At 43.2% G+C, this 26,591-nt stretch carries 25 protein-coding genes, 1 tRNA gene, 1 other RNA gene and 5 pseudogenes; 16 read left to right on the forward strand and 16 right to left on the reverse strand.

Features of this window, described 5'->3' with window-relative positions; all coding sequences use genetic code 11:
• Positions 1–75: 75 nt before the first annotated feature.
• The 3 genes from RAM70_RS18500 to RAM70_RS18510 are packed head-to-tail and all read right to left on the reverse strand — an operon-like array spanning position 76 to position 2,847.
• Positions 76–756: a response regulator transcription factor gene (locus tag RAM70_RS18500; protein ID WP_312675043.1), complete on the reverse strand. Its 681-nt coding sequence runs from the start codon at positions 754–756 to the stop codon at positions 76–78.
• Positions 753–2,207, reverse strand: a complete 1,455-nt coding sequence (locus RAM70_RS18505; protein ID WP_312675045.1) for a sensor histidine kinase — start codon at positions 2,205–2,207, stop codon at positions 753–755. Before RAM70_RS18505 ends, RAM70_RS18500 begins: the two co-directional genes overlap by 4 nt.
• Before the next feature lie 28 nt (positions 2,208–2,235).
• Positions 2,236–2,847 carry a cysteine dioxygenase family protein gene (locus RAM70_RS18510; RefSeq protein ID WP_045359243.1) on the reverse strand — a complete coding sequence of 204 codons (612 nt, stop codon included), beginning with the start codon at positions 2,845–2,847 and terminating at the stop codon, positions 2,236–2,238.
• A gap of 358 nt (positions 2,848–3,205) precedes the next feature.
• Between RAM70_RS18510 and RAM70_RS18515 the strand changes: the two genes are divergently transcribed.
• From RAM70_RS18515 to RAM70_RS18535, 5 genes and pseudogenes are all read left to right on the forward strand, one after another.
• Entirely contained in the window at positions 3,206–3,787 is a 582-nt protein-coding gene (locus RAM70_RS18515; protein ID WP_190380284.1) for a TlpA family protein disulfide reductase, read from the forward strand.
• Positions 3,788–4,028: 241 nt separating this feature from the next.
• A complete protein-coding gene (locus tag RAM70_RS18520; RefSeq protein ID WP_312672026.1) occupies positions 4,029–4,469 on the forward strand; it encodes an IS630 transposase-related protein in 441 nt (146 codons plus the stop codon).
• Positions 4,415–4,900: pseudogene (locus RAM70_RS18525) on the forward strand (IS630 family transposase); the annotation flags it as partial. The gene RAM70_RS18520 and the pseudogene RAM70_RS18525, both read left to right, overlap by 55 nt.
• 44 nt (positions 4,901–4,944) lie before the next feature.
• Entirely contained in the window at positions 4,945–5,163 is a 219-nt protein-coding gene (locus RAM70_RS18530) for a transposase (RefSeq protein WP_376750919.1), read from the forward strand.
• Positions 5,164–5,309: 146 nt separating this feature from the next.
• Positions 5,310–5,939 carry a cytochrome c biogenesis protein CcdA gene (locus RAM70_RS18535; protein ID WP_441338881.1) on the forward strand — a complete coding sequence of 210 codons (630 nt, stop codon included), beginning with the start codon at positions 5,310–5,312 and terminating at the stop codon, positions 5,937–5,939.
• A gap of 47 nt (positions 5,940–5,986) precedes the next feature.
• Here the strand turns inward: RAM70_RS18535 and RAM70_RS18540 are convergent, their stop codons facing one another.
• Positions 5,987–6,793: a DUF8623 domain-containing protein gene (locus RAM70_RS18540; protein WP_190380282.1), complete on the reverse strand. Its 807-nt coding sequence runs from the start codon at positions 6,791–6,793 to the stop codon at positions 5,987–5,989.
• Positions 6,794–6,874: 81 nt separating this feature from the next.
• Here RAM70_RS18540 and murG point away from each other — a divergent pair, with 81 nt between their 5' ends.
• A complete protein-coding gene (gene murG, locus RAM70_RS18545; protein WP_045359234.1) occupies positions 6,875–7,948 on the forward strand; it encodes an undecaprenyldiphospho-muramoylpentapeptide beta-N-acetylglucosaminyltransferase in 1,074 nt (357 codons plus the stop codon).
• Here murG and RAM70_RS18550 read toward each other — a convergent pair.
• The 3 genes from RAM70_RS18550 to RAM70_RS18560 form a co-directional block, all read right to left on the reverse strand.
• Positions 7,930–8,520: a Uma2 family endonuclease gene (locus RAM70_RS18550; protein ID WP_190380280.1), complete on the reverse strand. Its 591-nt coding sequence runs from the start codon at positions 8,518–8,520 to the stop codon at positions 7,930–7,932. The two genes, murG and RAM70_RS18550, sit on opposite strands and share 19 nt — an antisense overlap.
• Positions 8,521–8,555: 35 nt before the next feature.
• On the reverse strand, positions 8,556–9,416 hold the full coding sequence (locus tag RAM70_RS18555; protein ID WP_288000357.1) for a fructosamine kinase family protein: 861 nt from the start codon (positions 9,414–9,416) through the stop codon (positions 8,556–8,558).
• Positions 9,417–9,743: 327 nt separating this feature from the next.
• Entirely contained in the window at positions 9,744–11,033 is a 1,290-nt protein-coding gene (locus RAM70_RS18560; protein ID WP_045359231.1) for a M16 family metallopeptidase, read from the reverse strand.
• A gap of 221 nt (positions 11,034–11,254) precedes the next feature.
• Here RAM70_RS18560 and ssrS point away from each other — a divergent pair.
• The 3 genes from ssrS (at position 11,255) to RAM70_RS18575 (ending at position 13,309) form a co-directional block, all read left to right on the forward strand.
• Positions 11,255–11,442: non-coding RNA, 6S RNA (gene ssrS / locus RAM70_RS18565), on the forward strand.
• A gap of 180 nt (positions 11,443–11,622) precedes the next feature.
• Positions 11,623–12,990: an NAD(P)/FAD-dependent oxidoreductase gene (locus tag RAM70_RS18570; protein ID WP_312675049.1), complete on the forward strand. Its 1,368-nt coding sequence runs from the start codon at positions 11,623–11,625 to the stop codon at positions 12,988–12,990.
• Positions 12,991–13,054: 64 nt separating this feature from the next.
• A complete protein-coding gene (locus tag RAM70_RS18575) occupies positions 13,055–13,309 on the forward strand; it encodes a hypothetical protein (protein ID WP_312675051.1) in 255 nt (84 codons plus the stop codon).
• A 174-nt stretch (positions 13,310–13,483) separates the two neighbouring features.
• Here RAM70_RS18575 and ccmP read toward each other — a convergent pair whose 3' ends face one another.
• Entirely contained in the window at positions 13,484–14,125 is a 642-nt protein-coding gene (gene ccmP, locus RAM70_RS18580) for a beta-carboxysome protein CcmP (RefSeq protein ID WP_002766539.1), read from the reverse strand.
• Between the two features lie 288 nt (positions 14,126–14,413).
• Here ccmP and RAM70_RS18585 point away from each other — a divergent pair, with 288 nt between their 5' ends.
• Both RAM70_RS18585 and RAM70_RS18590 read left to right on the forward strand, forming a co-directional pair.
• Entirely contained in the window at positions 14,414–15,460 is a 1,047-nt protein-coding gene (locus RAM70_RS18585) for a glucokinase (RefSeq protein ID WP_312675054.1), read from the forward strand.
• A gap of 316 nt (positions 15,461–15,776) precedes the next feature.
• Positions 15,777–15,848, forward strand: a tRNA-Gly gene (locus RAM70_RS18590).
• A 612-nt stretch (positions 15,849–16,460) separates the two neighbouring features.
• On the opposite strand, the gene RAM70_RS18595 is transcribed toward RAM70_RS18590, so the two are convergent.
• Positions 16,461–16,886, reverse strand: coding sequence for a lysozyme inhibitor LprI family protein (locus tag RAM70_RS18595; protein ID WP_312675055.1), 426 nt, complete (start codon positions 16,884–16,886; stop codon positions 16,461–16,463).
• 299 nt (positions 16,887–17,185) lie between these two features.
• Positions 17,186–18,553: pseudogene (locus tag RAM70_RS18600) on the reverse strand (molybdopterin dinucleotide binding domain-containing protein); the annotation flags it as partial.
• 180 nt (positions 18,554–18,733) lie between these two features.
• Between RAM70_RS18600 and RAM70_RS18605 the strand changes: the two are divergent.
• Together RAM70_RS18605 and RAM70_RS18610 are read left to right on the forward strand one after the other, a co-directional pair.
• Positions 18,734–19,615 (forward strand): annotated as a pseudogene (locus RAM70_RS18605) (ISL3 family transposase); the annotation flags it as partial.
• A gap of 58 nt (positions 19,616–19,673) precedes the next feature.
• Positions 19,674–20,099, forward strand: a complete 426-nt coding sequence (locus RAM70_RS18610; RefSeq protein ID WP_312672158.1) for an IS630 transposase-related protein — start codon at positions 19,674–19,676, stop codon at positions 20,097–20,099.
• Here the strand turns inward: RAM70_RS18610 and RAM70_RS18615 are convergent.
• Positions 20,033–21,247: pseudogene (locus RAM70_RS18615) on the reverse strand (ISL3 family transposase). The gene RAM70_RS18610 and the pseudogene RAM70_RS18615 sit on opposite strands and share 67 nt — an antisense overlap.
• Before the next feature lie 245 nt (positions 21,248–21,492).
• Here RAM70_RS18615 and RAM70_RS18620 point away from each other — a divergent pair.
• The 3 genes from RAM70_RS18620 to RAM70_RS18630 are packed head-to-tail and all read left to right on the forward strand — an operon-like array spanning position 21,493 to position 22,501.
• Positions 21,493–21,975 (forward strand): IS630 family transposase, encoded by a 483-nt coding sequence (locus RAM70_RS18620; RefSeq protein WP_235614858.1) that lies wholly within the window; start codon positions 21,493–21,495, stop codon positions 21,973–21,975.
• Between the two features lie 44 nt (positions 21,976–22,019).
• A complete protein-coding gene (locus RAM70_RS18625; RefSeq protein ID WP_376750908.1) occupies positions 22,020–22,238 on the forward strand; it encodes a transposase in 219 nt (72 codons plus the stop codon).
• A 47-nt stretch (positions 22,239–22,285) separates the two neighbouring features.
• Positions 22,286–22,501, forward strand: coding sequence for a transposase (locus RAM70_RS18630; RefSeq protein ID WP_376750905.1), 216 nt, complete (start codon positions 22,286–22,288; stop codon positions 22,499–22,501).
• Between the two features lie 346 nt (positions 22,502–22,847).
• On the opposite strand, the gene RAM70_RS18635 is transcribed toward RAM70_RS18630, so the two are convergent.
• The 5 genes and pseudogenes from RAM70_RS18635 to RAM70_RS18650 all read right to left on the reverse strand — a co-directional run bounded on the left by RAM70_RS18635 (position 22,848) and on the right by RAM70_RS18650 (position 26,333).
• The gene (locus RAM70_RS18635) at positions 22,848–23,288 is read right to left on the reverse strand and encodes a helix-turn-helix domain-containing protein (protein WP_312673191.1); all 441 of its coding nucleotides are present in this window, start codon (positions 23,286–23,288) and stop codon (positions 22,848–22,850) included.
• Positions 23,289–23,744: 456 nt separating this feature from the next.
• A pseudogene (locus RAM70_RS23025) lies at positions 23,745–23,825 on the reverse strand (RNA-guided endonuclease InsQ/TnpB family protein); the annotation flags it as partial.
• A 68-nt stretch (positions 23,826–23,893) separates the two neighbouring features.
• Complete coding sequence (locus tag RAM70_RS18640) at positions 23,894–24,790, reverse strand: tRNA (5-methylaminomethyl-2-thiouridine)(34)-methyltransferase MnmD (RefSeq protein ID WP_288000836.1); 897 nt, start codon at positions 24,788–24,790, stop codon at positions 23,894–23,896.
• The gene (locus RAM70_RS18645; protein WP_045358982.1) at positions 24,750–25,544 is read right to left on the reverse strand and encodes an alpha/beta fold hydrolase; all 795 of its coding nucleotides are present in this window, start codon (positions 25,542–25,544) and stop codon (positions 24,750–24,752) included. Before RAM70_RS18645 ends, RAM70_RS18640 begins: the two co-directional genes overlap by 41 nt.
• 189 nt (positions 25,545–25,733) lie before the next feature.
• A complete protein-coding gene (locus tag RAM70_RS18650) occupies positions 25,734–26,333 on the reverse strand; it encodes a superoxide dismutase (RefSeq protein ID WP_045358983.1) in 600 nt (199 codons plus the stop codon).
• Positions 26,334–26,591: the final 258 nt, after the last annotated feature.

The raw sequence follows: 26,591 nt of genomic DNA on the forward strand, positions 1-26,591 counted from the left end.
AGAGTATTTATTGCAGCCTTTCTGATCAAATCGGGGCTAAATAATTCCTCCCTCGGTTCCTCTAATAAATCACAATTAAGCATAATCTCTTAAAACGTAGCCCACTCCTCGCACTGTATGGATCAAACGTTTAGGATTAGCGGACTCCAACTTAACCCGTAAGGCACGAATATACACCTCAATAATATTAGAATCGCCCATAAAATCGTAACCCCAAACGGTTTCGAGAATTTGCTCGCGAGTGAGTACCTGCCGGGGATGACGTAAGATAAACTCTAATAAGTCAAACTCTTTAGCCGTTAATTCAATCAATTGACTATCTCGATACACTTCCCGGGCAAGACAATTCAAGGTCAAATCTTCAAAAGTAAATATATTTAAATCTTGGGCATGGGTGCGACGTAAACGAGCTTTAACCCTAGCTAAGAGTTCTTCCATGCTAAAAGGTTTAGTAACATAATCATCGGCTCCGGCATTTAAGCCCGTCACTCGATCGGGGATTTCATCTTTAGCTGTTAAGATAATAATCGGTGCTTCCATCCCGGTTTTTCGCAGTCGTAAACATAAATCTAATCCAGAAATAACTGGCAGCATCCAGTCTAAAATTAACAAATCTGGTGGAGAATCCCTAGCGATTTTCAGTCCATCCATGCCATTAGAAGCAATAGTAACTTGATAGCCTTCCAAATGAAGTTCTGTGGCGATAAATTCGGCGAGTTTGGGATCATCTTCCACGAGAAGAATATGCTCGTTCATAATTGCGGTTGCCAGAGAGGTAGAATGATAGTAAAGGTACTGCCTTGACCGGGTTGAGAGCGGAGAGTGATGCGACCCTCCATTCCTTCAATCAGACTTTTAGCGATCGCCAAACCCAAACCCGTGCCGTCTCGCGAGCGAGTCATCGACTCATCAACCCGATAAAACCTTTCAAAAATGCGATTTTGATGGGAGAGAGAGATACCGATTCCCCGATCGCGTACATGGATGAGAGCGGAACTAGGCTGCTTTTCTAAGATCAGATCGACGGTTTGCCCGGGAGCAGAATACTTGATCGCATTATCGAGCAAATTGATTAAAACTTGCTGTAATCGATCTTGGTCGCCACAAATTACCACATCTTCATTGGTTAATAATAAAGTCATCTTGCGATCGCTAACTTTTTGACTCATCGCCGCCACTTCTGTCAGCAAAGTGTTGAGAATAATAGGGTGGGAGCGAAAATGGAGATGACCGCTATCGGCACGAGCGAGATCGAGCAAATCTTGTAACATCCGGATAATTCTCTCGGTTTCTGCCGTGGCTGTTTCCAGAGCTTGCTGTTGGTAGGGATTTAAATTAGTGCTGCGTCGCTGGAGACTTTGTAAGTAACCGATCACGACTGTTAAAGGTGTACGCAGTTCATGGGAAACATTGCCGACAAACTGACGTTGCTGTTCCCAAGCTCCCGATAATCGCCATAACATCTGATTAAAAGCGGTAGCCAGTCCTAAAATTTCATCCGGCGCTTGTTCGAGTTGCAATTTCGCCCCATTTAAATCATCGGCAGAAACGGCACTAGCAATTTGACTCATGCGAGTCAGCGGCAACATAGCCTGACGTATCCGTTGGGAAATCAAGACAATTAAGCTCAATAGGACGAGAATACTCAGCCAAAATAAGCCCCATAACCCCGCCTGATATTTCTGGTGATCGGCCGTGATATCTTGGGATAGATACAATTTCCCCGACAGTTGACCCTTGATAGTCAGAGGAGTGCCACATAAAACAATATCGCGTCCGTCAAAGTGAATAATTTGGGGTGCATCGGGTACTCTGGTTAGGGATGCCGCCGCACGCATCTCGGTGACATTGCCATCGACTCCAGGAGACTGTCCCAACAGTTGCCCATCGGAGTTTTTAACCCAGATGACTAACCCCGCAGTGGAGACTCGCTCAATGGTTTTTTCTAATCCCGTAGTCAGGGTTCCCATCTGAGCGTACATTTCCAACTGTTCAGGAAAACGCCTAGCGATGTATTCTAGAGTTTGTTTATGGGCGGCGACTAAATTCTGCTCCATTTGCCAAGCAGCCCAAATGGCTACGCTACCAAGTCCGATAATCGAGATGGTCAATAGTTCTAAGGTTAAACGAAACTGAAGCGAGCTAGTAGAAACGGGTTTACTGGGCAAAAATTGCCCAAAAATGCCGACAAGGCGAGGTAGCTTCATGGGTGTATGGTTAGTGATATAGGGAGATTTAAAAATTTTTCGCCGTACCTTGCCCGGGATCGAACTCGAAACGCTGACTATAGTTAGTTTCACCGTACAAGTTAAAGCTCAGGGTTGGCTCATCTCCCATCGCTTCTACATGGTGAATGGCAGCCGGCGTTAAGCAGAGAATATCACCTGGGACGAGTAGGCGATCGCCGACTTTTCTGATCTGATCCGGTAATTCGGGGGTGGGGGAACGTTGCCAGAAGCTGTTTTTTTCCTGTCCCTTTAACAAAGCTACTACCCCCCAACAACCATGATTATGAATCGGGGAAGTGCTACCCACAGACCAAGCGACCAGTTGTACTGTCAGGGGAAAAAATGGCTCATCGTAGAGGGTTAATACCTCCCAACCGGTTTCGGGATTGGGTTCTAGACTAAGAATATCCAACCAGGGCGAATTGTTTAGGAGTTGGCGAACTAGAATCCGAATTGCTTCTAATCGTGAGCGATCGTCGCTAATCTGGGTTAAGGTATCTTCTAGATCGGATAAAAAGCGATAGAGCCAGTAGGGATGGGATAATTCGGAGTTTGCGGGGGTTATTTCGTAGGCCGAGCATTGCCCATGATTATCCACCAACCAGTCTTTTCCTGTCATAGTTGCGAAATAATGGTTTAAATTAGCATATTAGGGCGAAAAGTTGTCTTTTAGCCGCAATTAATCGGGTTTCTTCTTGATTTTATCAGCAAGATTTCGGGAAAAGATGATCCCTTTGTGATCGGTAGATGAATTTTTGCTGAAAAGATGGAAGGACGATTCTATTGGGTGGATGATGGCAATTGTCAGTTAGAGTCAGATTTTTTATCTATTATCTATCTGGTCTTCATCTGAGACTCAGGTTTCTAGAATTTAATCTTAACTGTCAGCTACACCGGTTTCCTCAGGTGGCAAGCTGGATTCTTCTAGTCCCTTGACTTACCAGAAAATCTCTAATCTTAATTAGGAAATTTAACTCATGCGTAAACCATCAGCGTTATTATGGCTCGGTCTTTGTGTTAGTAGTTTAGCGGTTACGGTTTCCCTGGTGGCTGGAACATCGGCGAAAACCTTGACTAATTCTGATTCAGTGGTCAGTAAAGGTACTTTTAGTATTGCCCAAGCTAATCCCTGTGCCTCGAAAAATCCCTGCGCTGGCACTGATCCCTGTGCCTCGAAAAATCCCTGCGCTGCTAAACAGGGTAATGTGGGCGGTCCCTTAGCGCGACAATTGCAAGGAAAACCAGTGGTTGTCGATATCTATGCTAGTTGGTGCCCTGCCTGTAAAAATGTTGCCCCCACTCTTTCCCAACTTAAAAAAGATTACGCGGGTAAAGCTAATTTTATCGTCTTAGATGTCAGCGATCGCTCGAAAGCCACCCAATCGGCCCGCAAAGCCCAAGAATTGGGTCTAGGTCGTTTTTTTGAGGCGAATAAGTCCCAAACTGGCATGATTGCGATTATCGATCCCGCTACGGGCAATATTTTGGCACAATACCGGAATAATGCCGATAAATCCGCCTATTCCTCCGTACTGAACTTGGCTATTAATAAAAAATAGTCGAAGATTGCCCAGCTTAGGGAGTACCAGCGATCGCCAAGGACTCCCAGGGCAATTTTATTTTTTGGATCATTTCAGGAGAATTTTATGCGACGAGTATCGGAGTCAGTCGAAGGGTTGAAACCCGACAAAAAAGCGAAAATATCGAAAAAATTATTATTTTATCTGGTTTTAGGGCTTCTATAGCAAAGAGCGGGATAGTTAGGACATAATAGAGAAAAAGAAATGAGGAGAAGCTTTCATGGCAGCACCCTATAGTGATGATTTAAGACAGAAAGCAGTGAGTGCCGTAGAGCGAGGGGAGAAAAAAAGCCATGTCTGTCGCACCCTCAATATTAGTCGTAATACATTAGACCTATGGCTGAAACGGAAGAAACAAACTGGGACGGTGGCCGCTAAAACTAACTATCGTCGAGGGCCGAAGCCCAAAATTGACGATTTAGAAGCCTTTCAAAAGTTGGCCGAACAATATGGGCATTTGACCCAAGAAAAAATGGCGCAAAAATGGGCTAACCCAGTCAGTAGGATGAGAATTGGTCAAGCGCTCAAAAGAATTGGATTTACTAGAAAAAAAAAACTTATGGCTACAGAGAAAGAGATGAAGAAGCCCGAAAAGAGTTTCTCCAAAAAATCAGAGGTTATGCCCCGGAAAGATTTGTCTATATTGATGAAGCTGGAATAGATAACACCATCGATTATCCTTATGGATATTGTCACAAATCAGAAAGATTTGAGGCTTTAAAGTTAGGTCACTGTAGCGAACGAGTTAGTGTGATCAGCGGTTGGTGGCGTGGTTCCACGATCGCGCCAATGGTGTTTGAGGGGTACTGTAATACAGAGTTGGTGTGTGAGTGGATAGAACAATTGCTATTACCCGAACTACTACCCGGTCAAATTATCATCATTGATAACGCCAGTTTTCATCCCAAAGAGAGAATCAAAAAATTGTTAGCTAAAGCGGGATGTGAAGTGCTATTTTTACCCGCCTATTCTCCAGACCTCAACAAAATTGAAAAGTTCTGGGCTAGATTGAAAAACTATGTTAGTCAGATTATCAATGATAGTGAAAACCTTGTGGATGCTGTGAGTAAAGCCTTCAGGCATCTGTCCTAACTAACTCGTTCTATGCCATATTACCCGAACTACTACCCGGTCAAATTATCATCATTGATAACGCCAGTTTTCATCCCAAAGAGAGAATCAAAAAATTGTTAGCTAAAGCGGGATGTGAAGTGCTATTTTTACCCGCCTATTCTCCAGACCTCAACAAAATTGAAAAGTTCTGGGCTAGATTGAAAAACTATGTTAGTCAGATTATCAATGATAGTGAAAACCTTGTGGATGCTGTGAGTAAAGCCTTCAGGCATCTGTCCTAACTAACTCGTTCTATGCCATAGCTCTTATTTTAGTCCTTACTATCGGACCAATTATCGGCCATCCTCTGGAAAAAGCGATCTCGATCATCGAAAATAGCTATCAGCAATGGTTAGATCGACAAGATACAAACAATCCTCTAGTTTTACTGCCCCTAGCTTTTTTGGGTGGCGTAATTGCCAGCATATCTCCCTGTATTCTGGCACTATTACCCGTTAACCTCAGCTATATCGGCACCCTGAAAATAGAATCTCGTTGGGATGCCTTCAGCAAAGCAGGTTTATTTGTCCTAGGAGCGGTGACAATTTTAAGTCTTTTTGGTTTAGTTTCTTCCTTTGCCGGGACGGTAATGGTGGAGTACCGAGGTTATATTAATATTGTTGTCGGTTTGATTATGGCGGTCATGGGTCTGTGGTTATTGGGAGTAATTAAGCTACCTTTACCGCAAATGAACTTAAATCTCCCCCAAGCAGGCCCCTACGGAGTCGGATTAACTTTTGCTCTTGTTAGCTCTCCCTGTGCTAGTCCTGTCCTCTTTGCTGTCTTGGCCGCCGCTGCCGCTACCGGTTCTCAAGTCCTCGGCACACTGACCATGGTTAGTTATGCTCTTGGTTACACGATTCTCATTTTCTTGGCCAGTTTATTTACCGGTCTAGCCAAACAAAGCCGGAATTTATTGCAACATTCCGAGACGATTATCCGTTTAGGTAGCGTGGCACTGATGGCGACGGGAGCCTATTATTTAGTTACTGGTACTCAGTGGTTTATGGGCAGCTAAGATGGTAACTCTAGAGGGGGAATGCCAAAAAAGCCGCCAGATAAAATTTATTTTTCTACCTTAACCCGTTGAGTAACGACAACAATCCCATCTCCTTGAATTAAAATAGCCGATAACCAACGATTTTCTGGTGTTGCCGGCGCTTTTACCCGCTTAAATAAACCGCCGGACTGTAATAATTCCAATTCTAGAGGCTTTGTATTAATATAGCGCTCAATATCTACTTTCTCATCGATCGCCGCTCCGGCCAATAAATCATCCCCTAAAGGTTCGCGGACAATCACATCAAAATCAAATTCTTCACCCACTTTCACCCTTTCGGGAATTCTCACTTGAATACTGGGGGGATTTTTGCCAGTATTTAACTCTACTCTCTCGCTTAAAATCTCCTGATAAACCAGTTTATTACCTTGAAATTGTTGACGAGAACGAATCGTAGCATTCATTCCCACCGCTCGTCCCTGCACCTTTCCCGTCCCGGTAATTTTAGTAATTGTATTGGCCGTTAACTTGTCCCCAGAACGACTCCAAGATTCGAGGGTTGTGGTGTATTGTAGATTGTTATAACGTTCCCAAAAATGAGTTAAAGCCTTTTTAGTTTTTTCGTAGGTCAGGCCATCAGAGTTAGTAAATTTCGGACTATAAAACTCCATTAATTGCTTGATATCTCGCTCATTAGCAGCCGTTTCGATTTTGGAGATAAGGGTTTTTAAATTAGCCGGAGCAGTTTCTGGCTTTTCGGCCCGCAGACTGGTGGCAAGGGTGAAAGTTAACCCCAAACCTAACAGCAACGATAGGGAAAAATTGAGGGATTGACGAAAAAATTTATTGGGAATCGTGTTCAAGTTACGCATTAGTGATAGTTTGTGTAAGGATCGATCAATAACTATGGTAGATTATTTCATTCTAGGGCTAAATTTACCCTCTCTCGAATTATGGCACGCACTCCAACCCGTCTATTGATTGCCGCTAGTGGTACTGGTGGTCATTTATTTCCCGCTTTGGCCGTGGCCGAGCGCTTGCCGGATTACGAGATTGAATGGTTAGGAGTTCCAGACCGTCTGGAACAGTCCTTAGTTCCAAAAACCTATCCCCTGCACACCATCCCCATTGAGGGGTTTCAAACCCGTTTGGGGTTAAAAACTCTCAAGATTCTGTTCGGTCAACTGCGGGCCATTTGGCAAGTGCGTAGTTTAATCAAAAAACGTCAGATAGCGGCAGTTTTTACAACCGGGGGTTATATCGCGGGCCCGACCATTTTAGCGGCTCGTTTAGCCAATATTCCTGTCATCCTACACGAATCTAACTACATACCGGGCAAAGTCACGAAAGTTCTCGGTCGCTGGTGCGATACGGTTGCCCTCGGTTTTCAGGGAACCGCCAGCTATTTACCCGGCACTCGCACCACTTGGGTTAGTACACCAGTACGAGAGCAGTTTCTCATTCCCCAGTCCCTAGATTTACCGATTCCAGAGGATGCTTTTTTAATTGTCGTTGCCGGTGGTTCTCAAGGGGCCGTGGCTCTTAATCAAATTGTCCGGCAAAGCGCTCCCCAATGGTTAGAAAAAGGTATTTATATCGTGCATCTCACGGGAGAAAACGACCCCGAAGCCGATAGTTTGCGCCATTCTAACTATTTTTCCCGGCCTTTTTACGACAATATGGCGGGATTATGGCAAAGAGCTAATCTGGCTATCAGTCGCTCCGGTGCCGGCACTTTAACAGAATTAGCGATCACTTGTACGCCTTCGATTTTAATTCCCTATCCTTTTGCTGCCGAAGACCATCAGTTCTATAATGCCCAAGTTTTTGCTGAAGCTCAAGCCGCTTATCTTTACCGTCAAAATGAGTTAACTGCTCAGTTTTTAAGCGAATTAGTCCTCGATTTATGGTCTAATCCCGAAAAATTGACCGCCATGGCCCAACAAGCTTCTCATCTAGCTATTAGTGATAGTGCCGATTTATTAGCCGACTTGTTGAGAAGAAAGAGTCAAAAAGATAGTTTTTGAAACAAATCAGCCACGCGAAAAGTGAACCCCGGAACCACATCTTCCCCCTCCAAAAAATCTCCTGATGTTAATAATCCCTGCGGTTCGTACCCGCAACGATAAACTAAAACATAGTGTTGACCTGGACTGATAACCCAAAGCAAACGAGTCCCATTGGCAAAATATTCGGCAATTTTGTCCTCGATTTCTGCCACTGTATTGCCAGGAGAGAGAATTTCTATCACTAAATCGGGCGCACCTTCTAGAAAACCCGTCGGCAATTCTTCCAATCCTTGCAGACGTTTCTTGGCAAAAAAAGCTATATCAGGAGAGCGTTTATTACCATTTTTCATAGTAAAAGCAGTGCTGGAGTCCAATAATACCCCTAGTTTTCGAGATGTTACTAAAGCGAATAAAGCAGCACTTAAAATAATGGCAATATAACCGTGTAAAGCCCCAGAATTAGCCATATTAATTAACTCTCCCTTGACCAATTCGTAACGATTACCATCGTCAGGTAACGCCATAAACTCTGCATCAGTCCATACTTTTGTCTCTGGAGTTTTCATCACAGTATTTTCTCGAATAGACATAATTTATCCTCGGTAAATATTCACAAGTAAAACCCTTAAAGAATTTCCTGTAACATCCGATTGGCCTGGGAGGCGTAACCACCACCAAATAAATTAAAGTGATTGAGAATGTGGTAGAGATTGTAAAGAGTTTTGCGCTGTTGATAACCGGCATCGAGGGGGAAAACATCGTTATAACCCCGATAAAAAGCCGCCGGAAAACCGCCAAAAAGTTCCGTCATGGCTAAATCTACCTCCCGGTCTCCCCAATAGGTGGCAGGGTCTAAAATTACTGGTTCCCCATCGACGGTAATTGCCGCATTTCCCGACCACAAATCACCGTGGACGAGGGAGGGATGGGGTTGATGCTGACTCAAAATCTCGCTAATAGCGGGAATAACTTGATCCTCGTCGGGAAAATTGCCGCCGCGCTCCTTCGCAAGTCTTAATTGATAGCCAATACGCTGATGAGCGAAAAAATCCGCCCAATTGTTACTAATGGTATTAATCTGGGGAGTAGAACCAATGGTATTATTACACTGCCAACCAAAGCGATCGGATAAAGAAACTTGATGTAAATGAGCTAAATTTTGCCCCATTTTTTCCCAGCTTTGACTATTGCCACCGCCGAATTCTAGCCACTCTAGCACTAAATAACTAGATTTCTCGGCAATTCCCCAACAAATTGGCTCTGGAACCCTGATAGTCTGGGTGGCGTGAATTTGCTTTAATCCTAAAGCTTCGGCGGCAAACATGGCCTCTTGGTTCGCTTGGTTAATCTTAACGAAATAAATTAAACCATTGCCACTGACGGCATAACCCTGATTGATGCAGCCACCACTAACGGGACGACTTTTCTCAATTTCAAAAGGTTTTTCCGTGGTTTGGGCAATATGTCGGGCAATTTGAGTCCACATAGGTTATCAGTTATCAGTTATCAGTTATCAGTTATCAGTTATCAGTTATCAGTTATCAGATGTAAGTTTTAAGTTAATTAGTTATTTAGTTATCAGATGTAAGTTAATTAGTTATTGATTTATTTATTTATAGCGTTTCCTAAGCTAGTGAGGTACACATATTTTTCTTCCCTTTTGACTTTTGCCTCTTGCCTTTTGCCTAAAACCCATAACTTTTGTACCTCAGCAGACTGAAAAACGCTATATCTTCATCTTTATCCCTGATTACTGATTACTGTTCACTGATTACTGTTCACTGATTACTGTTCACTGATTACTGTTCACTGATTACTGAATTGGTCTCACCACCACCACACCGTAAGCGTTGAGATTTAAATACTCTTGACAGGCATTTTGAATATCCTCTAAAGTGAGGGCTTCAATGTGTTGGGGATAACAAAAAGCCGGTTGTAAATCACCGATCTGAGTATGATAATAACCGTAAAGGTTAGCCCGATCGCTCGGTCTTTCATTGCTAAAAATAAACCGATTGGCCACTTGGGTTTTAACTCGTTCCAGTTCAGAAACTGTCACAGATTCCTGTTGGATTTGTCTAATCTGTGCTATCGCCTCCCTCTCCACTTGCTCGATATTTTCCGAGGCTAATTGGGCCGACACGGAAAAGACTCCTTGCACTGCTTGGGACATATTACTGGCAGTGATTTGGGAAACTAAGGCCTTTTCTTGGCGCAGAGATTGAAATAATCGCGATACCTTGCCCTGACCCAGAATAGCTGCTAAAACATCGAGAGGATAGGTTTTTTCTAAGTCTCTTAACCCCGGCACTTTCCAAAATAGGATTAAGCGGGCCTGCTGCAAATTTTCATCCTCGTATTCTTGACGGATAATCTCGTTAAAGGGAGCTTCGGGCTGTAGATTGGCGATCGGATGGGAAATAAGCCCAGAATTGCCCTTACTGCCTAAATTATCTAAAGAATCACTCACAATAGCCATTAAATCATCTACAGGCAAATTACCCACCACCGCCACCGTCATCCATTCGGGACGATACCAAGTCCGATGAAAATCGCGCATTTGTTGAGGAGTAAGATTTTCAATCACTGCCGTCGGACCCAACACCGGACGACGATAGGGTAAAACTTGAAAACAGGTCTCCATGGTGCGATAAAAAGTGCGACGACGGGGATTATCCTGAGAACGACGAATTTCTTCTAAAATAACCTGTCTTTCCCGCTCAAAAGCTTCATCGGGGATTAAAGCTTCTAAAACCACTTCTAGCTGGAGCGGGGCCAGATGGGCGAAGTCCTGCGGGGCAGTGGTAATGTAATAATGGGTGTATTCTTGGCTAGTAGCGGCATTAGTCACCGCTCCCCTCGATTCGATCGCCCGTTCAAATTCACCACTGTCTAAGTTAGGGGTTCCCTTAAAAACCATGTGTTCGAGAAAATGAGCCATTCCATTGATCTGATCCGATTCTAAGGCCGAGCCGACCTGCAGCCAGACATTGAGATTAACCGCTTCTACCGGTTGACTTTCGGCAATAATCGTTAAACCATTGGCAAGACGGTGCAGAATCGGAGTGTTGAGCGTGGCAGGTTTCCCTAGGATAGCCGTCATTCTTTATTAGTCCTCGGTAATCACTCTGGCAAAAATTGTCACTTTTCTCTATTGTAGTCCCAGACCTTCAGAGAGCCAACAAGATCGGGTCTTGGCACGCTTTTTGGCTGTGGTCGGTAAACAGTAAACTGAAAACTCAAATCTGATCACTGATCACTGATCACTGATCACTGAATCGCCCCTCTTGCCTCTGAGAAAAAAAAATGCTATGATGGAACCAAATCGGGCTTCTACGTTGGTGACTGCCTTTCAAGTTTTTTGATCTATGCTTGATTGTGATAAGGGAGCGAATAACCAATCCGTGTGGTAGTAAACCGAGCTTGTACTCGGAAACAGAAACGCGGAATATAAGTTCCCACCTGGTTAACCCAGGTCATAAACTTAGGTAAAACGGCGTAGCGGTCTTTTCAAGTTTTTTGAGCAGATCAGAGTCCCTGTACTTTTTTGGTTTTGCCTTCCGCGCTGGCCAAAAAAGCGCTGATTTATATTTTTTCTAGGTTAAAGACTGCTGTTTTCGGTAACGCTTGTCACTGCTAAATTGTGACAATCTGGACTACACTAGGGAAAATTTATGAATTATTGTTAAGCAATGACTGAAAAACAGCCAAGAGTTGTTATCATAGGCGGCGGATTTGCGGGTTTATACACGGCCAAAGCCCTAAAAAACGCCCCCGTTCATGTTACCCTCATCGATAAGCGAAATTTCCATCTTTTTCAGCCCCTCCTCTATCAAGTTGCTACTGGGGCGCTGTCTCCGGCCGATATCTCCTCACCTTTGCGCTTAATCCTACGGGGTCATGAGAATACAGATATTCTCCTCGATCATGCCATAGATATAGATCCGGTCAAGGGAGAAGTGATCTTGGAAGATCACCCACCGATCGCCTACGATCAGTTAGTTATTGCCACGGGAGTCAGTCATCACTATTTTGGCAATGATCAATGGCAGCCCTACGCTCCCGGGTTAAAAACCATTGAAGACGCAGTAGAAATGCGTCGTCGCATCTATCTCGCTTTCGAGAAGGCCGAGAAAGAAATCGATGCCGAAAAGCGGCAAGCTTTATTAACTTTTGTTATTGTCGGTGGCGGACCGACGGGGGTAGAATTAGCAGGAGCGATCGCTGAAATTGCCCACGGTGCGCTTAGGTCTGATTTTCACCAGATTAACCCCACAGAAGCGAAAATTTTGCTCTTAGAAGGGATGGAGCGGGTATTACCCCCATATTCACCCGATTTATCCGCTAAAGCTGCCGCTTCTCTCACAAAATTAGGGGTGACAGTGCAAACTAACAGCATCGTTACCAATATTGTTGAAGGTTGTGTCAGCGTCCGTCAGGGAGAAAAGACGACAGAAATCGCTGCCGAGACAATTTTATGGGCAGCGGGGGTAAAAGCATCGAGAATGGGGCGAATTTTGGCCGAAAGAACTGGGGTAAATCTCGATCGCGTCGGCCGGGTAATCGTCGAACCCGATTTAAGTATCGCCGGTTATGCCAATATTTTTGTGATCGGGGATCTGGCTAATTTTGCCCATCAGGGAGATAAACCTTTACCCGGAATTGCCCCCGTGGCCATGCAGGAGGGCGAATATCTGGCCAATTTATTAATTTCTCGCCTAAAAGGGCAAAGTATTAAACCTTTTCATTATATCGATCGAGGTAGTCTGGCAGTTATCGGCCAAAATGCGGCCGTGGTTGATTTGGGATTTGTCAAGTTTTCCGGGTTCATCGCTTGGTTAGTCTGGGTTTGGGCCCATATTTACTATCTGATCGAATTTGATAATAAATTAGTGGTGATGGTGCAATGGGGTTGGAATTATTTTACCCGCGGTCGTGGCGCTCGTTTGATTACGGGAGAGGGGCAGAATTTAGCCTCGGGACAATTGCCGCAAAATCACAGCCAAAATAATAATCTGGCCGTTTCTAACCAGACGGAAACTCTCTCTGCGCGATCATAAAAGTGTGAAAAAATAGCCGTGATTATCCAGTTATCAGTTAGCAGATAAGAACAATCGATAGATAATGAAAATAGAACGTCCTAACAGTCTAGAAATTACCCCAGAGGAAAGCCAAGAATTAGAATATTTACGAGTTAAAATTGAACGAGCAATCGAAGATGGTGTGATCACAAGAATAGAATTTGAATCGATTAAAACAATCATGTTTTCTAATAAGAAAAATAATCCCGACCAAATCCTTCGTCAGGTGACACTGTATCGCCATTTAGTCGTTGAAAAACTGAATAATAGCGAACTAATTTTTGAATCTCCTCAATAGGGCGAAATCCTCTTTCCAGCTATTTAGTACAAAAGCTCAAACGTCCTCTCCCTTCTTCCCACTCCCCACTATCCTATACCTTTTAAACAGGATTTAGTAAGTAGCTAGACATAATTAATTAGACATATCTAACCACCTCTTGCCTTTTACCTCCTGCCTTTTGCCTTTGTTAGCTTATTCTTTTTTGTCGCTACCTGGAAAAGCTCGACCTTGAATATTTTCTAAAGCTGAAACTGCTGCCCTGGAACCAGCGATAATATCTCGTTCTTCTCCCCCTAAATATAAGCGGCCAAAACTGCCCACGGAAGTAACGTGTAGGATATTAATTAAAGCGGCTTTTTCGGCCTGATTAGCAGCGAGGGAAGCGTAGGCGGCCGGTTGCACTTCTAAAACGTATAAAGTCTGTCCCGCCATTAACATCATACCCCGAGAACTCCGGTTAATTAATTGGGCTTGGTAAGCGTCAATGTTGCGAATAATTTGGCTGGAGACAATTTGCGGTTTCAGACAATCGCGCTGACTAACGCCTAAATACTGCAAAATTGCCTGACCGGCCGCCCTGACCTCTCCCTGACTGCTAGAATGGAGTTCTAAGAGTCCATAGAGTCGTTCTACGAATAGAACCCCCGGACGAACCACGGCGGATTTGAGGGCAATATCGGTGATGCGATTAATCTCGATGCCGGGGGAAATTTCAATCCAGAGGGAAGCATCCCCGGGTAAGGGTAAAAATCCTTGGGCGACTGTACCGATGTAAGCGGCGTGTTGAAGCTGTAAATTGTCAAGATAAACGTAACTGCGAAGTTCTACACCCAAGCTAATTTCTCCCTCTCTGGTCTATCTTAAAAGTTATGGGGACAGCTATAGGTTCTGCCGCCCTATCGATCGCCTTGAGGCTACAGTTAGACCTAAAATGTCTTTCAGTCCTGTTTCTGTCCTCTAGCAAATCCCCATGCAAACCCCGGAGCGACGATTAATCAATCCTTAATTAGGGCTTAGGCATTACCATCTTTCACTATAGTATAGAATCGGCGGCCTTTAAATTTGCTGGGGAGAAGCGGTAAAAAAACTATAATTATGGGGACAAACTGAGGGACAACCAGCATGACGATTCTTTTAGGGGGAGATATCGGGGGAACTAAAACAATCCTGCGTTTAGTGGATTGCCAAAACTCACCGGATAGTCCCCAACCCCTGCTAACTACTCTCGATCAAGAAATTTATCCCAGTAAAGAATACCCCGATCTGGTGCCGATCGTCCAGCAGTTTTTGGCCCGACAAACTACTATTCCCCCAGTGACAAAAGCTTGTTTCGGTATTGCCGGTCCAGTGGTTAACAATAGTTCCGAATTGACTAATTTAAGTTGGTCTCTAACTGGCGATCGCCTAAGCCACGAGCTGCAGATTGAGCGAGTAAAATTGATTAATGATTTTGCGGCGATCGGTTATGGGGTGTTAGGATTAGCCCCAGAGGAGCTGCACAATCTACAGTCGGCCCCGACAGTACCAGATGCCCCGATTGCGGTTATCGGTGCGGGAACGGGGTTAGGAGAGGGTTTTTTGATTCCTGTCTCGAAGGGTAAATATCGGGTGTTTGGTAGTGAGGGTTCCCACGCTGATTTTGCCCCTCGATCGAGTTTAGAATATCAACTATTAAATTATCTCTTGGAACTCTATAATATCGAGCGAATTTCGGTGGAGCGAGTGGTTTCTGGTCCTGGAATCACTTCTATCTATCGATTTCTCCACGATAGTAACTATAGTCAGTCATCACCGGCCATGGCGGAAATTTACCGCACTTGGTTAGCAGAAATGGGTAAAACGCAAAAAACCGTCGATTTAGCGGCTAAAATTGCCAGTTTTGCCCAAGATAACTCGGATTATCTCTGTTATCAAACCATGAAAATTTTTATCGAGGCCTACGGTGCGGAAGCGGGCAATTTAGCCCTCAAGTTGCTTCCCTACGGAGGATTATACATCGCGGGGGGGATTGCGGCCAAAAATCTTCCCCTAATGACCGAGGGTAGCTTTATGAAGGCTTTTCGGGCTAAAGGTCGGATGAGGGAGCTATTAAGCAATATTCCCGTTCATATCGTCCTTAATCCCCAAGTGGGACTGATGGGGGCGGTTTACTGTGCTAGTCAGCTATGAGCGAGGGTTGACTGGATTTTACCAACGGCGGCGGCGATTGAGGCAAGCGCTCGAAAAAATGTTCTCCATCACCGTTTTCCTGCCCTTGGCTGTGCTTGGGGGGGCTTAGATGTTATTGGTGTTTATCAACAAAAGCCGCTAGAAAGCCGAAAAAATGCCGATCAACAGCTAGAAAAAGTCCTACTGTCCTGTGAAGAAAAAATGTTAAATTCCGACCAGGCCAGTTTTGCCGACAAACTGCACTGGCGCGGTTATGGAAAACAGCCTAGGGCAGTTGCTCTGGCCGCGGGTCAATGCTATGATTAGGAAGACTTTTGCGGGTATAGTTCAGTGGTAGAACGTCACCTTCCCAAGGTGAATGTCGCGCGTTCGAGTCGCGTTACCCGCTTCTGAGGACAATTGTGACGATAACTAGGGCTGGCTGAATAAATGTGAAATATAGATGAGGTAAGGGTTTTGGAGCTTTTGGATGGGAAACAGGTGCAAGGTTTTGAGGGATAGTGGTTCAAAAACCTTGCGTCTTCATCGGCGCTCGCGCTCTGATACACCTTCATTCTCGCCAATCCCTCAGTATAATCTATGACCCTTCACTCTATCACCCTTATAATGATAGATAAGTACCTAAGCAAAATTAATTACACATATCTAACTACCTCTTGCCTTTTGTATGAGTGTTCGTGTTAGTGAGTGTTAGTGAGCGGCTCGAGTCAGCCTCGCCGAACTCTTGTCGAACTACTGATCTCACGCCGAAGTCTCACGCCGAAGTCTCACTGCCGAAGCCTTTTGCCTCTTGCATGAGTGCCTATCCTGACCAAGAAATTGATTTTGCACGACTACTTAGGACGTACCTTTAAATCAATTGACTTATAACAGCGAAATGCGATAAGGGTTTTCGGCTTTTGTAGTATATATGTAGGGGAAAAGTTCAGGAATAAGAAGTTTATTGAGCATTTTGCTTGACTTTTAGGGAATTTTTGGCGATAAAAATAGCGATTTTGACTTAGCGATCGCTATCTTCTAAATATCTCTGCAAATCTTTGGTACGCTGCTCGGTGACAGCTGCCAAACAATTACTGTAAATCATGGGAGCTATAGAGCCTCCCTCAAACGCACTTCTTTCAAATTCGCAACTGCTGTCTCTAAACTTAATCCAAGCTTGTTGGGCGCTAATTAATTTTTGTTGGCGAGAAGCTGACAGTTTTGGCAGTAGTTGTCGATAAACTTGATTTAACTTGCGATCAGCGTTTTGATAAGCTATGCTGGCACAAATGTTCATTTCGCTTTGAGTCTGAGGATTGTTACAGTTAGGGCGTTGAGCTAGTTGCAAGTTCGTCGCTGCAGATGTGGGACTTGCAATGCCACGGGTAGCCATCCCGACAGCAAACAAACTTGCTATGCTTAATATGGTTAGTAAAAACTTACCCATGGCTATTTATTCTATGATCGTAAGAACAGGATAACAGAAATGCGATCGAAGTGATCGGATTGCGAATCAGTAGCGTTTTTAATCTAGCTTTTTAGGAAGCAGACTAGGTTTGATACTAAATCCGTTGAGTAACGCACGGAAAACGGGTTTCTCGGAGAAACCCGTTTTCTACTCATGCACTCATGCAAAAAGGGGAATAAATAATCAGTCTTTAATAACCAGATTTAGTATGATTCATTTATTCGCTTGCTTAACTCTATTTCATTATTTCCAAAAAAGAAAATCAGAGGAATCGGTAACTAAAAAACCCAGACGGGAACTCGTTTATAAGCAGGAGTCCCACAGCGAGGGTCGATTTTAGCTTTGAATAAAACATTGGTTTCGGGATAGAACATAAAGCCAACACCTTCGCGAATCGGACCGAAAATAAGTTCGATATTCTCTAATTTGCCGGCATCTCCTTGAACGGTGACTCGTTGATGTTCCCGAAAGCCTGCTTTTTTGGCATCTTCGGCGTTCATCAATAAACAATGACGGTGAGGCATTCCCCGATATTTATCGCCCACTTGATAAACGACGGTATTATGTTGTCCATAACTGCGTCCCGTTCCGAGAATGAGGGTAATTCCGGGGGCATTTTCCGGTTGGTTGAAATCTTGCTTTTGCGGCGCTTTTAAAGTGGGTAAAGGGGTGACAGACATTTGCGCTTTTCCGGTTGAGGTCGCAAAATGAGGTTCGGTAAAAATCCGTCCGCTAATGGTAAATTCTGTTTGGGTTTGATCTAATTGCCCGATTTTTTGATAACCCGGAATCGTTCTGGCGATTAGCTGACGAATATAGGCGGTGTCGTCTAATCTCGACCAATCGATCGGGTCAGTACCTAAAACTTTGACGGCAATATTTGTTAATAGTTCTACTTCCGAGATGACATCGACATCGGAACCCTGTAGATGACTGCTTCCCCGCTCGTTAAAACGGACAAAATTATTGCCCGATTCGGTGGTTGTCGGGTGAGGATTTTCAAAACGAGCGAAGACGGGTAAAATTACCGTATTTTGTCGGGCTAATCCCTGAAAATGTCCTAAATTTGGCTTGGTGGCTACATAAAAAATCGTATCAATTTGTGCTAAGGCTTTTTTGGCTTGAGTTAAATCTGGATTTGCCCCATAAAGATTACCTCCCAAACAGAAAAGGGTGTTGATTTTTCCCCGTTCGGCCGCTTCAATTAATGCCCTGGTATCATAACCGCCAGTTATATTTAATGGCTTTCCTAAAAGTTGAGAAAGTGCCTCGGCGATTTCCCGACGTAATTTCACCGTAACGCCCATAGAACCGAAGCCCTGTACATTAGAATGACCCCTAATTGGCATGGTTCCGGCTCCGATTTTGCCGGCATTACCTGTGAGTAAGGCCGTGTTAGCGATACTGATGATATTATCGACACCGTTTTCCTGTTGTGTAACTCCCATCGCCCAAGCGAAAACCACGCGCTCTAATTTGCCGAAAAGGGCGGCGGTTGCTTCAATTTCTTCTCGGGATAAACCGCAGGTTTTAGTAATGGTTTCCCAGGGTATTTGTCGGGCGTAATCTATAACAGATTGCCAATTTTCTGTATGGGATTCCAGATAATCCCACCGGACTAAATTTTGTTCGATCAAAGATTTTTGGCTCTTCGGTAATTGTTATGCAAATAATTAACTTAAAATAAAATTCGATGATAGTGCTTACGCTCAAAAATAGCTGAAATCTATACAGGGAGAAATTTTAGACACAAACAGGTTAATACCAAAAGATAGACAATTGAGTTAAGATTTAATATAATAGCCAAAAACCAGAGTATTTTACTTATGATACTTGACAAATTTTTGAACCTAGAAGGAACCTCTATTCAAGGCTATCGACACCTAGAAAATGTCGGTATAGTTTGACGAATCGAATCGAAAAAGAAAAAAGCAATCTGTCCTCGTTGTGGGTTAGAGAGCGATAAACTACACCAAAATCATCGACATTTAGTCAAAGATTTACCGCTCTCAGGCCAACCAGTGTACCTACAAGTTAATCGTCGTCAATTTAAGTGCGATAATTGTCAGAAGCCCTTTAGCGAAGAGTTAGATTTTGTCGCCAGTAAACGAACCTATACGAAAAGACTAGCCGAGAATATACTTGAACAATTAAAATCAGGAGATATTTTAAATGTTAGCCGAAGAAATGACGTAACGGAAGAAGAGATTCAAAGAATGCTAGAGGACATCGCTGAAGAAATTACCGAGCCAGATTTATCGGAATTAAAAAGACTAGGAATTGATGAAATCGCTCTAGTGAAGGGACAAAAAAATTACTGTGCAGTTTTAGTAAATTTAGATACGGGAAAACTAATAGCTATTCTGGAGAAGCGAACACAAGAAGAGTTTAAGAAAACCCTTACGGGCTGGGGAAAAGAGGTGTTAGAGCCAATTGAAGAAGTAAGCATAGATCTTTGGTTGTCCTATAAAAATCTGGTAAAAGAATTGATGCCGTCGGCCGAGGTAGTCGCTGATAGATTCCATGTAATGAAACAAATTAATCAAGAGTTAGACGAACAGAGAAGAGCGGAAAAAAGAGCCGTAGAAGCGCGGAAAAATAAAAAACAGAAAGCGGAAAAAGAAGCGAAGCTAGAAGTTTTAAAGCGAAGTAAATATAGCCTGTTAAAAAATGAAGAAGATTTAACGGAACCCCAAAAAATCAAACTATAGCAAAGAGCGGGATAGTTAGGACATAATAGAGAAAAAGAAATGAGGAGAAGCTTTCATGGCAGCACCCTATAGTGATGATTTAAGACAGAAAGCAGTGAGTGCCGTAGAGCGAGGGGAGAAAAAAAGCCATGTCTGTCGCACCCTCAATATTAGTCGTAATACATTAGACCTATGGCTGAAACGGAAGAAACAAACTGGGACGGTGGCCGCTAAAACTAACTATCGTCGAGGGCCGAAGCCCAAAATTGACGATTTAGAAGCCTTTCAAAAGTTGGCCGAACAATATGGGCATTTGACCCAAGAAAAAATGGCGCAAAAATGGGCTAACCCAGTCAGTAGGATGAGAATTGGTCAAGCGCTCAAAAGAATTGGATTTACTAGAAAAAAAGGCTCTTCGTTACTCTTTATGCTAAATCAACAGACAAGATGCCAAGACAACATACTTCTAACCCAAAAATTCCGAAAGTTTCTAAAGCCATAGCCTCTTCGTTTTATTAGTTTAAGTTTATTGTTGATTCCCTCGACTAATCCATTCGTTGTCCTTCGCTCGAAATAACTAATGATTTCTCCAAACCAGTTTCGGATTGTTTGACAACTCTTGGTAAAAACACTGGAGGATTTTGCCAACCATTCCGAGATGGATAGCATTCCCTCTGTCGGATTCTTTGAGGTTTCGTAAATCCTTCTGAATTCTTCCTTTAATTCGTGCATCTCTTTCAAATTTAGCCAAGTTTTTTTGATAGCTTCTAGTTTGATTTTTTGGGGTTCCGTTAAATCTTCTTCATTTTTTAACAGGCTATATTTACTTCGCTTTAAAACTTCTAGCTTCGCTTCTTTTTCCGCTTTCTGTTTTTTATTTTTCTGCGCTTCTACGGCTCTTTTTTCTGCTCTTCTCTGTTCGTCTAACTCTTGATTAATTTGTTTCATTACATGGAATCTATCGGCGACTAATTCAACCGATGACATCAATTCTTTCACCAAATTTTTATAGGGCAACCAAAGGTCTATGCTCACTTCTTCAATTGGCTCTAACACCTCTTTTCCCCAGCCTGTAAGCGTTTTTCTCAACTCCTCTTGTGTTCGCTTCTCTAGAATAGCTATTAGTTTTCCCGTATCTAAATTTACTAAAACCGCACAGTAATTTTTTTGTCCTTTGACTAGAGCGATTTCATCAATTCCTAGTCTTTTTAATTCCGATAGGTCTGGCTCGGTAATTTCTTCAGCAATGTCCTCTAGCCTTCTTTGAATCTCTTCTTCCGTTACGTCATTTATTCGACTAACATTTAAAATATCTCCTGATTTTAATTGTTCGAGTATATTTTCGGCTAGTCTTTTCGTATAGGTTCGTTTACTGGCGACAAAATCTAACTCTTCGCTCAAGGGTTTTCGACAATTATCGCACTTAAATTGACGACGATTAACTTGTAGGTACACTGGTTGTCCTGAGATTGGTAAATCTTTGACTAAATATCGATGATTTTGGTGTAGTTTATCGCTCTCTAACCCACAACGAGGACAGATTGCTTTTTTCTTTTTCGATTCGACTGGTCAAACTATACCGACATTTTCTAGGTGTCGATAGCCTTGAATAGAGGTTCCTTCTAGGTTCAAAAATTTGTCAAGTATCATAAGTAAAATACTCTGGTTTTTGGCTATTATATCAAATCTTAACTCGATTGTCTATCTTTTGGTATTAACCTGTTTGTGTCTAAAATCTCTCCCTGTATAAATTTCAGCTATTTTTGAGCGTAGGCACTATCATCGAATTTTATTTGAAGTTAATTATTTGCATAACAATTACCGAAGAGCCGTAAAAAAAAACTTATGGCTACAGAGAAAGAGATGAAGAAGCCCGAAAAGAGTTTCTCCAAAAAATCAGAGGTTATGCCCCGGAAAGATTTGTCTATATTGATGAAGCTGGAATAGATAACACCATCGATTATCCTTATGGATATTGTCACAAATCAGAAAGATTTGAGGCTTTAAAGTTAGGTCACTGTAGCGAACGAGTTAGTGTGATCAGCGGTTGGTGGCGTGGTTCCACGATCGCGCCAATGGTGTTTGAGGGGTACTGTAATACAGAGTTGGTGTGTGAGTGGATAGAACAATTGCTATTACCCGAACTACTACCCGGTCAAATTATCATCATTGATAACGCCAGTTTTCATCCCAAAGAGAGAATCAAAAAATTGTTAGCTAAAGCGGGATGTGAAGTGCTATTTTTACCCGCCTATTCTCCAGACCTCAACAAAATTGAAAAGTTCTGGGCTAGATTGAAAAACTATGTTAGTCAGATTATCAATGATAGTGAAAACCTTGTGGATGCTGTGAGTAAAGCCTTCAGGCATCTGTCCTAACTAACTCGTTCTATGCCATATTACCCGAACTACTACCCGGTCAAATTATCATCATTAATAACGCCAGTTTTCATCCCAAAGAGAGAATCAAAAAATTGTTAGCTAAAGCGGGATGTGAAGTGCTATTTTTACCCGCCTATTCTCCAGACCTCAACAAAATTGAAAAGTTCTGGGCTAGATTGAAAAACTATGTTAGTCAGATTATCAATGATAGTGAAAACCTTGTGGATGCTGTGAGTAAAGCCTTCAGGTATCTGTCCTAACTAACTCGTTCTATGCCATATTACCCGAACTACTACCCGGTCAAATTATCATCATTGATAACGCCAGTTTTCATCCCAAAGAGAGAATCAAAAAATTGTTAGCTAAAGCGGGATGTGAAGTGCTATTTTTACCCGCCTATTCTCCAGACCTCAACAAAATTGAAAAGTTCTGGGCTAGATTGAAAAACTATGTTAGTCAGATTATCAATGATAGTGAAAACCTTGTGGATGCTGTGAGTAAAGCCTTCAGGCATCTGTCCTAACTAACTCGTTCTATGCCATAGTCAGATTATCAATGATAGTGAAAACCTTGTGGATGCTGTGAGTAAAGCCTTCAGGCATCTGTCCTAACTAACTCGTTCTATGCCATAAATGACAGTTTTAGTCGCTTTTTCAGGCTTTAATTGTTAATTTTGTGCGGTTGATTAAGGATTTTTACTTACTTATTTAAACCCCAAAAAAACTGGATGTAAATCCAGTTTTTCGGGTTCCTTGTTTTTTGGTTCATGAATAATGCAGGCTAAACACCTCTTGCCTCTTGCAAGAGGCAAGAGTGCCTCTTGCAAGAGGTGTTTAGATATGTGTAATTAATTTTGCTTAGGTACTTATCTATTCCAGCTTCATCAATATAGACAAATCTTTCCGGGGCATAACCTCTGATTTTTTGGAGAAACTCTTTTCGGGCTTCTTCATCTCTTTCTCTGTAGCCATAAGTTTTTTTTTTCTAGTAAATCCAATTCTTTTGAGCGCTTGACCAATTCTCATCCTACTGACTGGGTTAGCCCATTTTTGCGCCATTTTTTCTTGGGTCAAATGCCCATATTGTTCGGCCAACTTTTGAAAGGCTTCTAAATCGTCAATTTGGGGCTTCGGCCCTCGACGATAGTTAGTTTTAGCGGCCACCGTCCCAGTTTGTTTCTTCCGTTTCAGCCAGATGTCTAATGTATTACGACTAATATTGAGGGTGCGACAGACATGGCTTTTTTTCTCCCCTCGCTCTACGGCACTCACTGCTTTCTGTCTTAAATCATCACTATAGGGTGCTGCCATGAAAGCTTCTCCTCATTTCTTTTTCTCTATTATGTCCTAACTATCCCGCTCTTTGCTATATACTAAATCCGTTGGGTATAGGCTACATATCAGGACAGGCACTCATGCAAGAGGCACTCATGCAAAAGAGGGAATAGATAATCAGTCTTTAATAACCGGATTTAGTATTACTAGGCTACTAATTCCTAAGTCAATTCCGAGGGCTTTATCTGTTGCGGGTCAGGGTAAGCGCATCTTAACAATCCTTGACAAAATGAACTTTATGTGAGTTGCTTACCCAGAGGGCGATTCAGGAATATTTGAGGAGAATTTGCCCTCTCAATTGTTAAGCAAAAATCGACCCATTTGGTCGATTTCGTAACTATTCTGATTGACTGGTATCACTTGAAATGCTCACGCGGATCACAAAATTGGCCAATTGTCAATAGCGTTTGAGATGCTCTCACCCTGTCTTGCGGGTAAGGGTTTAATAGTTGGATCATCAAATCTTATTGAGATATGCCAACGTCCAGAAGGATTTAATCTGACTGTTACTGTTAATTCTGGCGATTTTTGCTATTACAACCACAAAAGCCCGAATTCTCAGACATTTAACTACACTATTCTCATTCCGAGATTTCGATCGAACTCACCGATCTTTGCCAACGTTTTTTCCAGTGGCTAGTCGGTTCTAAGTCACAGAGAGCCTGTTCGGTGCGACGACGTTGTATAATCACTTCGGCTGAGTCGGTTAAAGTCGCATCTCGATAGGGAATAGCGGCCTTAGTTTGCAGATGTTCCCGTTCCTGTGCCGATAGAGATGGGGGTAAAGACAAAAAACTGGCTATTGTCCCTGGCGATCGCCGCCCGACGCTATCGGTGGCCCCAATCTGCAATCCTGCTAATTGTAAAGCCCTTCGCACCGAGGCAGCACAGGAATAGGTGACTAAATAACCCGTCGGACTCAGGCATTTCGCCACTAAAGCTAAAAACTCCACCGTCCACAGTTGCGGACATTTACCCGGGGAAAAGGGATCGAGAAAAATTGCCTCCGCTTGAAAACCCGCCTCAATCACCTTGGTTATCGTCTGTCGCGCATCCCCGATTAACAGTTTAGCCGTGAGATTAGGCAGATCCAGCCGGTGATTATGGGCAAAATCACTTAAATATTCGGGAATTGGTTGACTCCAACTATTTAAGAGATTTTCTCTAATAGCCGCGAGGGGAACCACTCGATCGCTTTCTAAAGCTAATAATTCTACCCGACAATCCCCCCTAACTTGCCAAATGGCTGCTAAGGCCGCGGCGGCATTATACCCTAAGCCGTAACAAATGTCAAGAATTTTTAGATTATTGCTCTGGTCTGCTTTTGCTGCCAGACGACTGGAGAGGATAAATTTTTTCTCGGCCTCTTCCCTTGCCCCGGAGGTAGAATGATAACATTCGCCGAATTCGGTCGAAAAAAAGGTATAAGAACCATCCTCAGTGACTTTTTGCGGGTAGGCTTCGGGGGAGACAAGCATGGTGATGGAGAATGTCTTTGAGGTGAATATCGGTTTCCAGCAGGCAAGCGTGACCACTATTGGGCAGAATCGTCAATTTTGCGGCGGGTAACTGCTGAATTAGGCGTTTAGCCTCCGCTACCGATGGTAACAGTCGGTCGCCTTGACTGGCTATCAATAACACCCCCAATTGCAGACTTTTTAACTCGCTGGCACTAACCTGAAACCGTTGTAACTGGGATAAACGCCAGCTAATCGTCTTCGGTGGGACGTATTGCATGGCTTTGAGGAGAGAGCGGCGATCTTCCCGGGATATTCGACCCAGAGCAGCGAGAAAGGGTAAAATAGTTAGGGCCGAGCTGCCGTGGATGAAATCGGGCATTATCTGGGTGATACCGATTCCCAAGCTTAAAAGAGGTCTTTGATTAAAAGAAGAAGCAGGGTTAATTAAAATCAGTTTTTTAATTAATTTTGCTGATTTTGTCGCTATTTTCAAGGCTAAACAGCCGCCAAAAGACTCACCGCAGAGATAGACTTTTCTCGATTGTCGCTTTAATTCCTGTTCCAATAAAGCGATCACGAGGGTGCTTAACTCCTCCCAATCACCGAGATATTGCGGGGAAATCACCAAACAACGCAGATCGAAGTAAGGAGCAAGGTTTTTAATCTGACGATGGTATAGTTGGCCGCTGCCATCCATTCCGGGTAAAAATACAAACAGGGGATAATCGGGACGGGGATGACGGGGAATAATCCAACTGACAGGTTGTTCCATGGTGCGAGCAGCGCGATCGATGTTAAAAAAGTTTTTTCTGGTTATCTATTTTAAGGATAATTAATATTAGAGAGATTTGCCAGTTTTAAGAGTAGTATTAACCTCCAACCTATGGATTGTTTCTCCCTGCTCCCCAACCCCTGATAACTGATAACTGATAACTGATAACTGATTAACTGAGCCAAATTTTTAGGCCGCCGCTAAATTAGCAGCCACGAAATCCCAATTAACCAACTTGGTTAAAAAGTCGCTGATGTAATCGGGACGACGATTTTGGTAGTCGAGATAATAAGCGTGTTCCCACACATCCATAGTTAGGAGGGGAACCTGTCCGGCGGTTAAAGGATTGTCAGCGTTGCCGGTTTTGGTAACTTTGAGAGTACCGTTATCGAGAACCAACCAAGCCCAACCACTACCGAATTGAGTAGCGCCCGCAGTTTTGAAAGCTTCGACAAATTTCTCGAAACTGCCGAAATCTGCCTGAATTTTATCGGCTAAAGCACCAGTAGGCGTGCCACCACCCGCCGGTTTCATGCAGTCCCAATAAAAACTATGATTCCATGCTTGGGCGGCATTGTTGAAAACCCCAGCTTTAGAAGCATCACCGGCAACCTTAACGATAACTTCTTCTAAAGAGAGAGTATCGAGTTCCGTATCTTTGACCAAACCGTTATAGTTATTGACATAAGCGGCGTGGTGCTTGTCGTGGTGGAATTCTAGGGTACTTTTGGTGATACAAGGCTCTAAGGCAGTGTAATCGTAGGGTAAAGGGGGAAGTGTGTAAGCCATGTGTTCTCTGTATCCTCTCTTGAGAGCTTGTTTAAGGTAGTGTTGTTAACCTTTTGTCAGTATTCAGCTTGACTAAGACGAATACCGTTGCAATAAAACTTTACATCCTCGATCATAGCACCGAAGGAGACTTGATCAGTGATCACTGATCGATCAGCTTTTTTCTCCCATATCCCTTCTCCCCCATCACCTCAACTCCCATCGACCATCTCCTAAATCCTGAGAAGATCACCAAACAATGTTAGAATAATTCCCGTA

The organism is Microcystis wesenbergii NRERC-220 (assembly GCF_032027425.1).
Classification (GTDB): domain Bacteria; phylum Cyanobacteriota; class Cyanobacteriia; order Cyanobacteriales; family Microcystaceae; genus Microcystis; species Microcystis wesenbergii_A.

What these genes read in the sequence shown, in the direction of transcription:
- RAM70_RS18500 (WP_312675043.1), bottom strand. Translation starts at nt 756, where the DNA reads ATGAACGAGCATATTCTTCTCGTGGAAGATGATCCCAAACTCGCCGAA.
- RAM70_RS18505 (WP_312675045.1), bottom strand. Translation starts at nt 2,207, where the DNA reads ATGAAGCTACCTCGCCTTGTCGGCATTTTTGGGCAATTTTTGCCCAGT.
- RAM70_RS18510 (WP_045359243.1), bottom strand. Translation starts at nt 2,847, where the DNA reads ATGACAGGAAAAGACTGGTTGGTGGATAATCATGGGCAATGCTCGGCC.
- RAM70_RS18515 (WP_190380284.1), top strand. Translation starts at nt 3,206, where the DNA reads ATGCGTAAACCATCAGCGTTATTATGGCTCGGTCTTTGTGTTAGTAGT.
- RAM70_RS18520 (WP_312672026.1), top strand. Translation starts at nt 4,029, where the DNA reads ATGGCAGCACCCTATAGTGATGATTTAAGACAGAAAGCAGTGAGTGCC.
- RAM70_RS18540 (WP_190380282.1), bottom strand. Translation starts at nt 6,793, where the DNA reads ATGCGTAACTTGAACACGATTCCCAATAAATTTTTTCGTCAATCCCTC.
- murG (WP_045359234.1), top strand. Translation starts at nt 6,875, where the DNA reads ATGGCACGCACTCCAACCCGTCTATTGATTGCCGCTAGTGGTACTGGT.
- RAM70_RS18550 (WP_190380280.1), bottom strand. Translation starts at nt 8,520, where the DNA reads ATGTCTATTCGAGAAAATACTGTGATGAAAACTCCAGAGACAAAAGTA.
- RAM70_RS18555 (WP_288000357.1), bottom strand. Translation starts at nt 9,416, where the DNA reads ATGTGGACTCAAATTGCCCGACATATTGCCCAAACCACGGAAAAACCT.
- RAM70_RS18560 (WP_045359231.1), bottom strand. Translation starts at nt 11,033, where the DNA reads ATGACGGCTATCCTAGGGAAACCTGCCACGCTCAACACTCCGATTCTG.
- RAM70_RS18570 (WP_312675049.1), top strand. Translation starts at nt 11,623, where the DNA reads ATGACTGAAAAACAGCCAAGAGTTGTTATCATAGGCGGCGGATTTGCG.
- RAM70_RS18575 (WP_312675051.1), top strand. Translation starts at nt 13,055, where the DNA reads ATGAAAATAGAACGTCCTAACAGTCTAGAAATTACCCCAGAGGAAAGC.
- RAM70_RS18585 (WP_312675054.1), top strand. Translation starts at nt 14,414, where the DNA reads ATGACGATTCTTTTAGGGGGAGATATCGGGGGAACTAAAACAATCCTG.
- RAM70_RS18595 (WP_312675055.1), bottom strand. Translation starts at nt 16,886, where the DNA reads ATGGGTAAGTTTTTACTAACCATATTAAGCATAGCAAGTTTGTTTGCT.
- RAM70_RS18610 (WP_312672158.1), top strand. Translation starts at nt 19,674, where the DNA reads ATGGCAGCACCCTATAGTGATGATTTAAGACAGAAAGCAGTGAGTGCC.
- RAM70_RS18635 (WP_312673191.1), bottom strand. Translation starts at nt 23,288, where the DNA reads ATGGCAGCACCCTATAGTGATGATTTAAGACAGAAAGCAGTGAGTGCC.
- RAM70_RS18640 (WP_288000836.1), bottom strand. Translation starts at nt 24,790, where the DNA reads ATGCTTGTCTCCCCCGAAGCCTACCCGCAAAAAGTCACTGAGGATGGT.
- RAM70_RS18645 (WP_045358982.1), bottom strand. Translation starts at nt 25,544, where the DNA reads ATGGAACAACCTGTCAGTTGGATTATTCCCCGTCATCCCCGTCCCGAT.
- RAM70_RS18650 (WP_045358983.1), bottom strand. Translation starts at nt 26,333, where the DNA reads ATGGCTTACACACTTCCCCCTTTACCCTACGATTACACTGCCTTAGAG.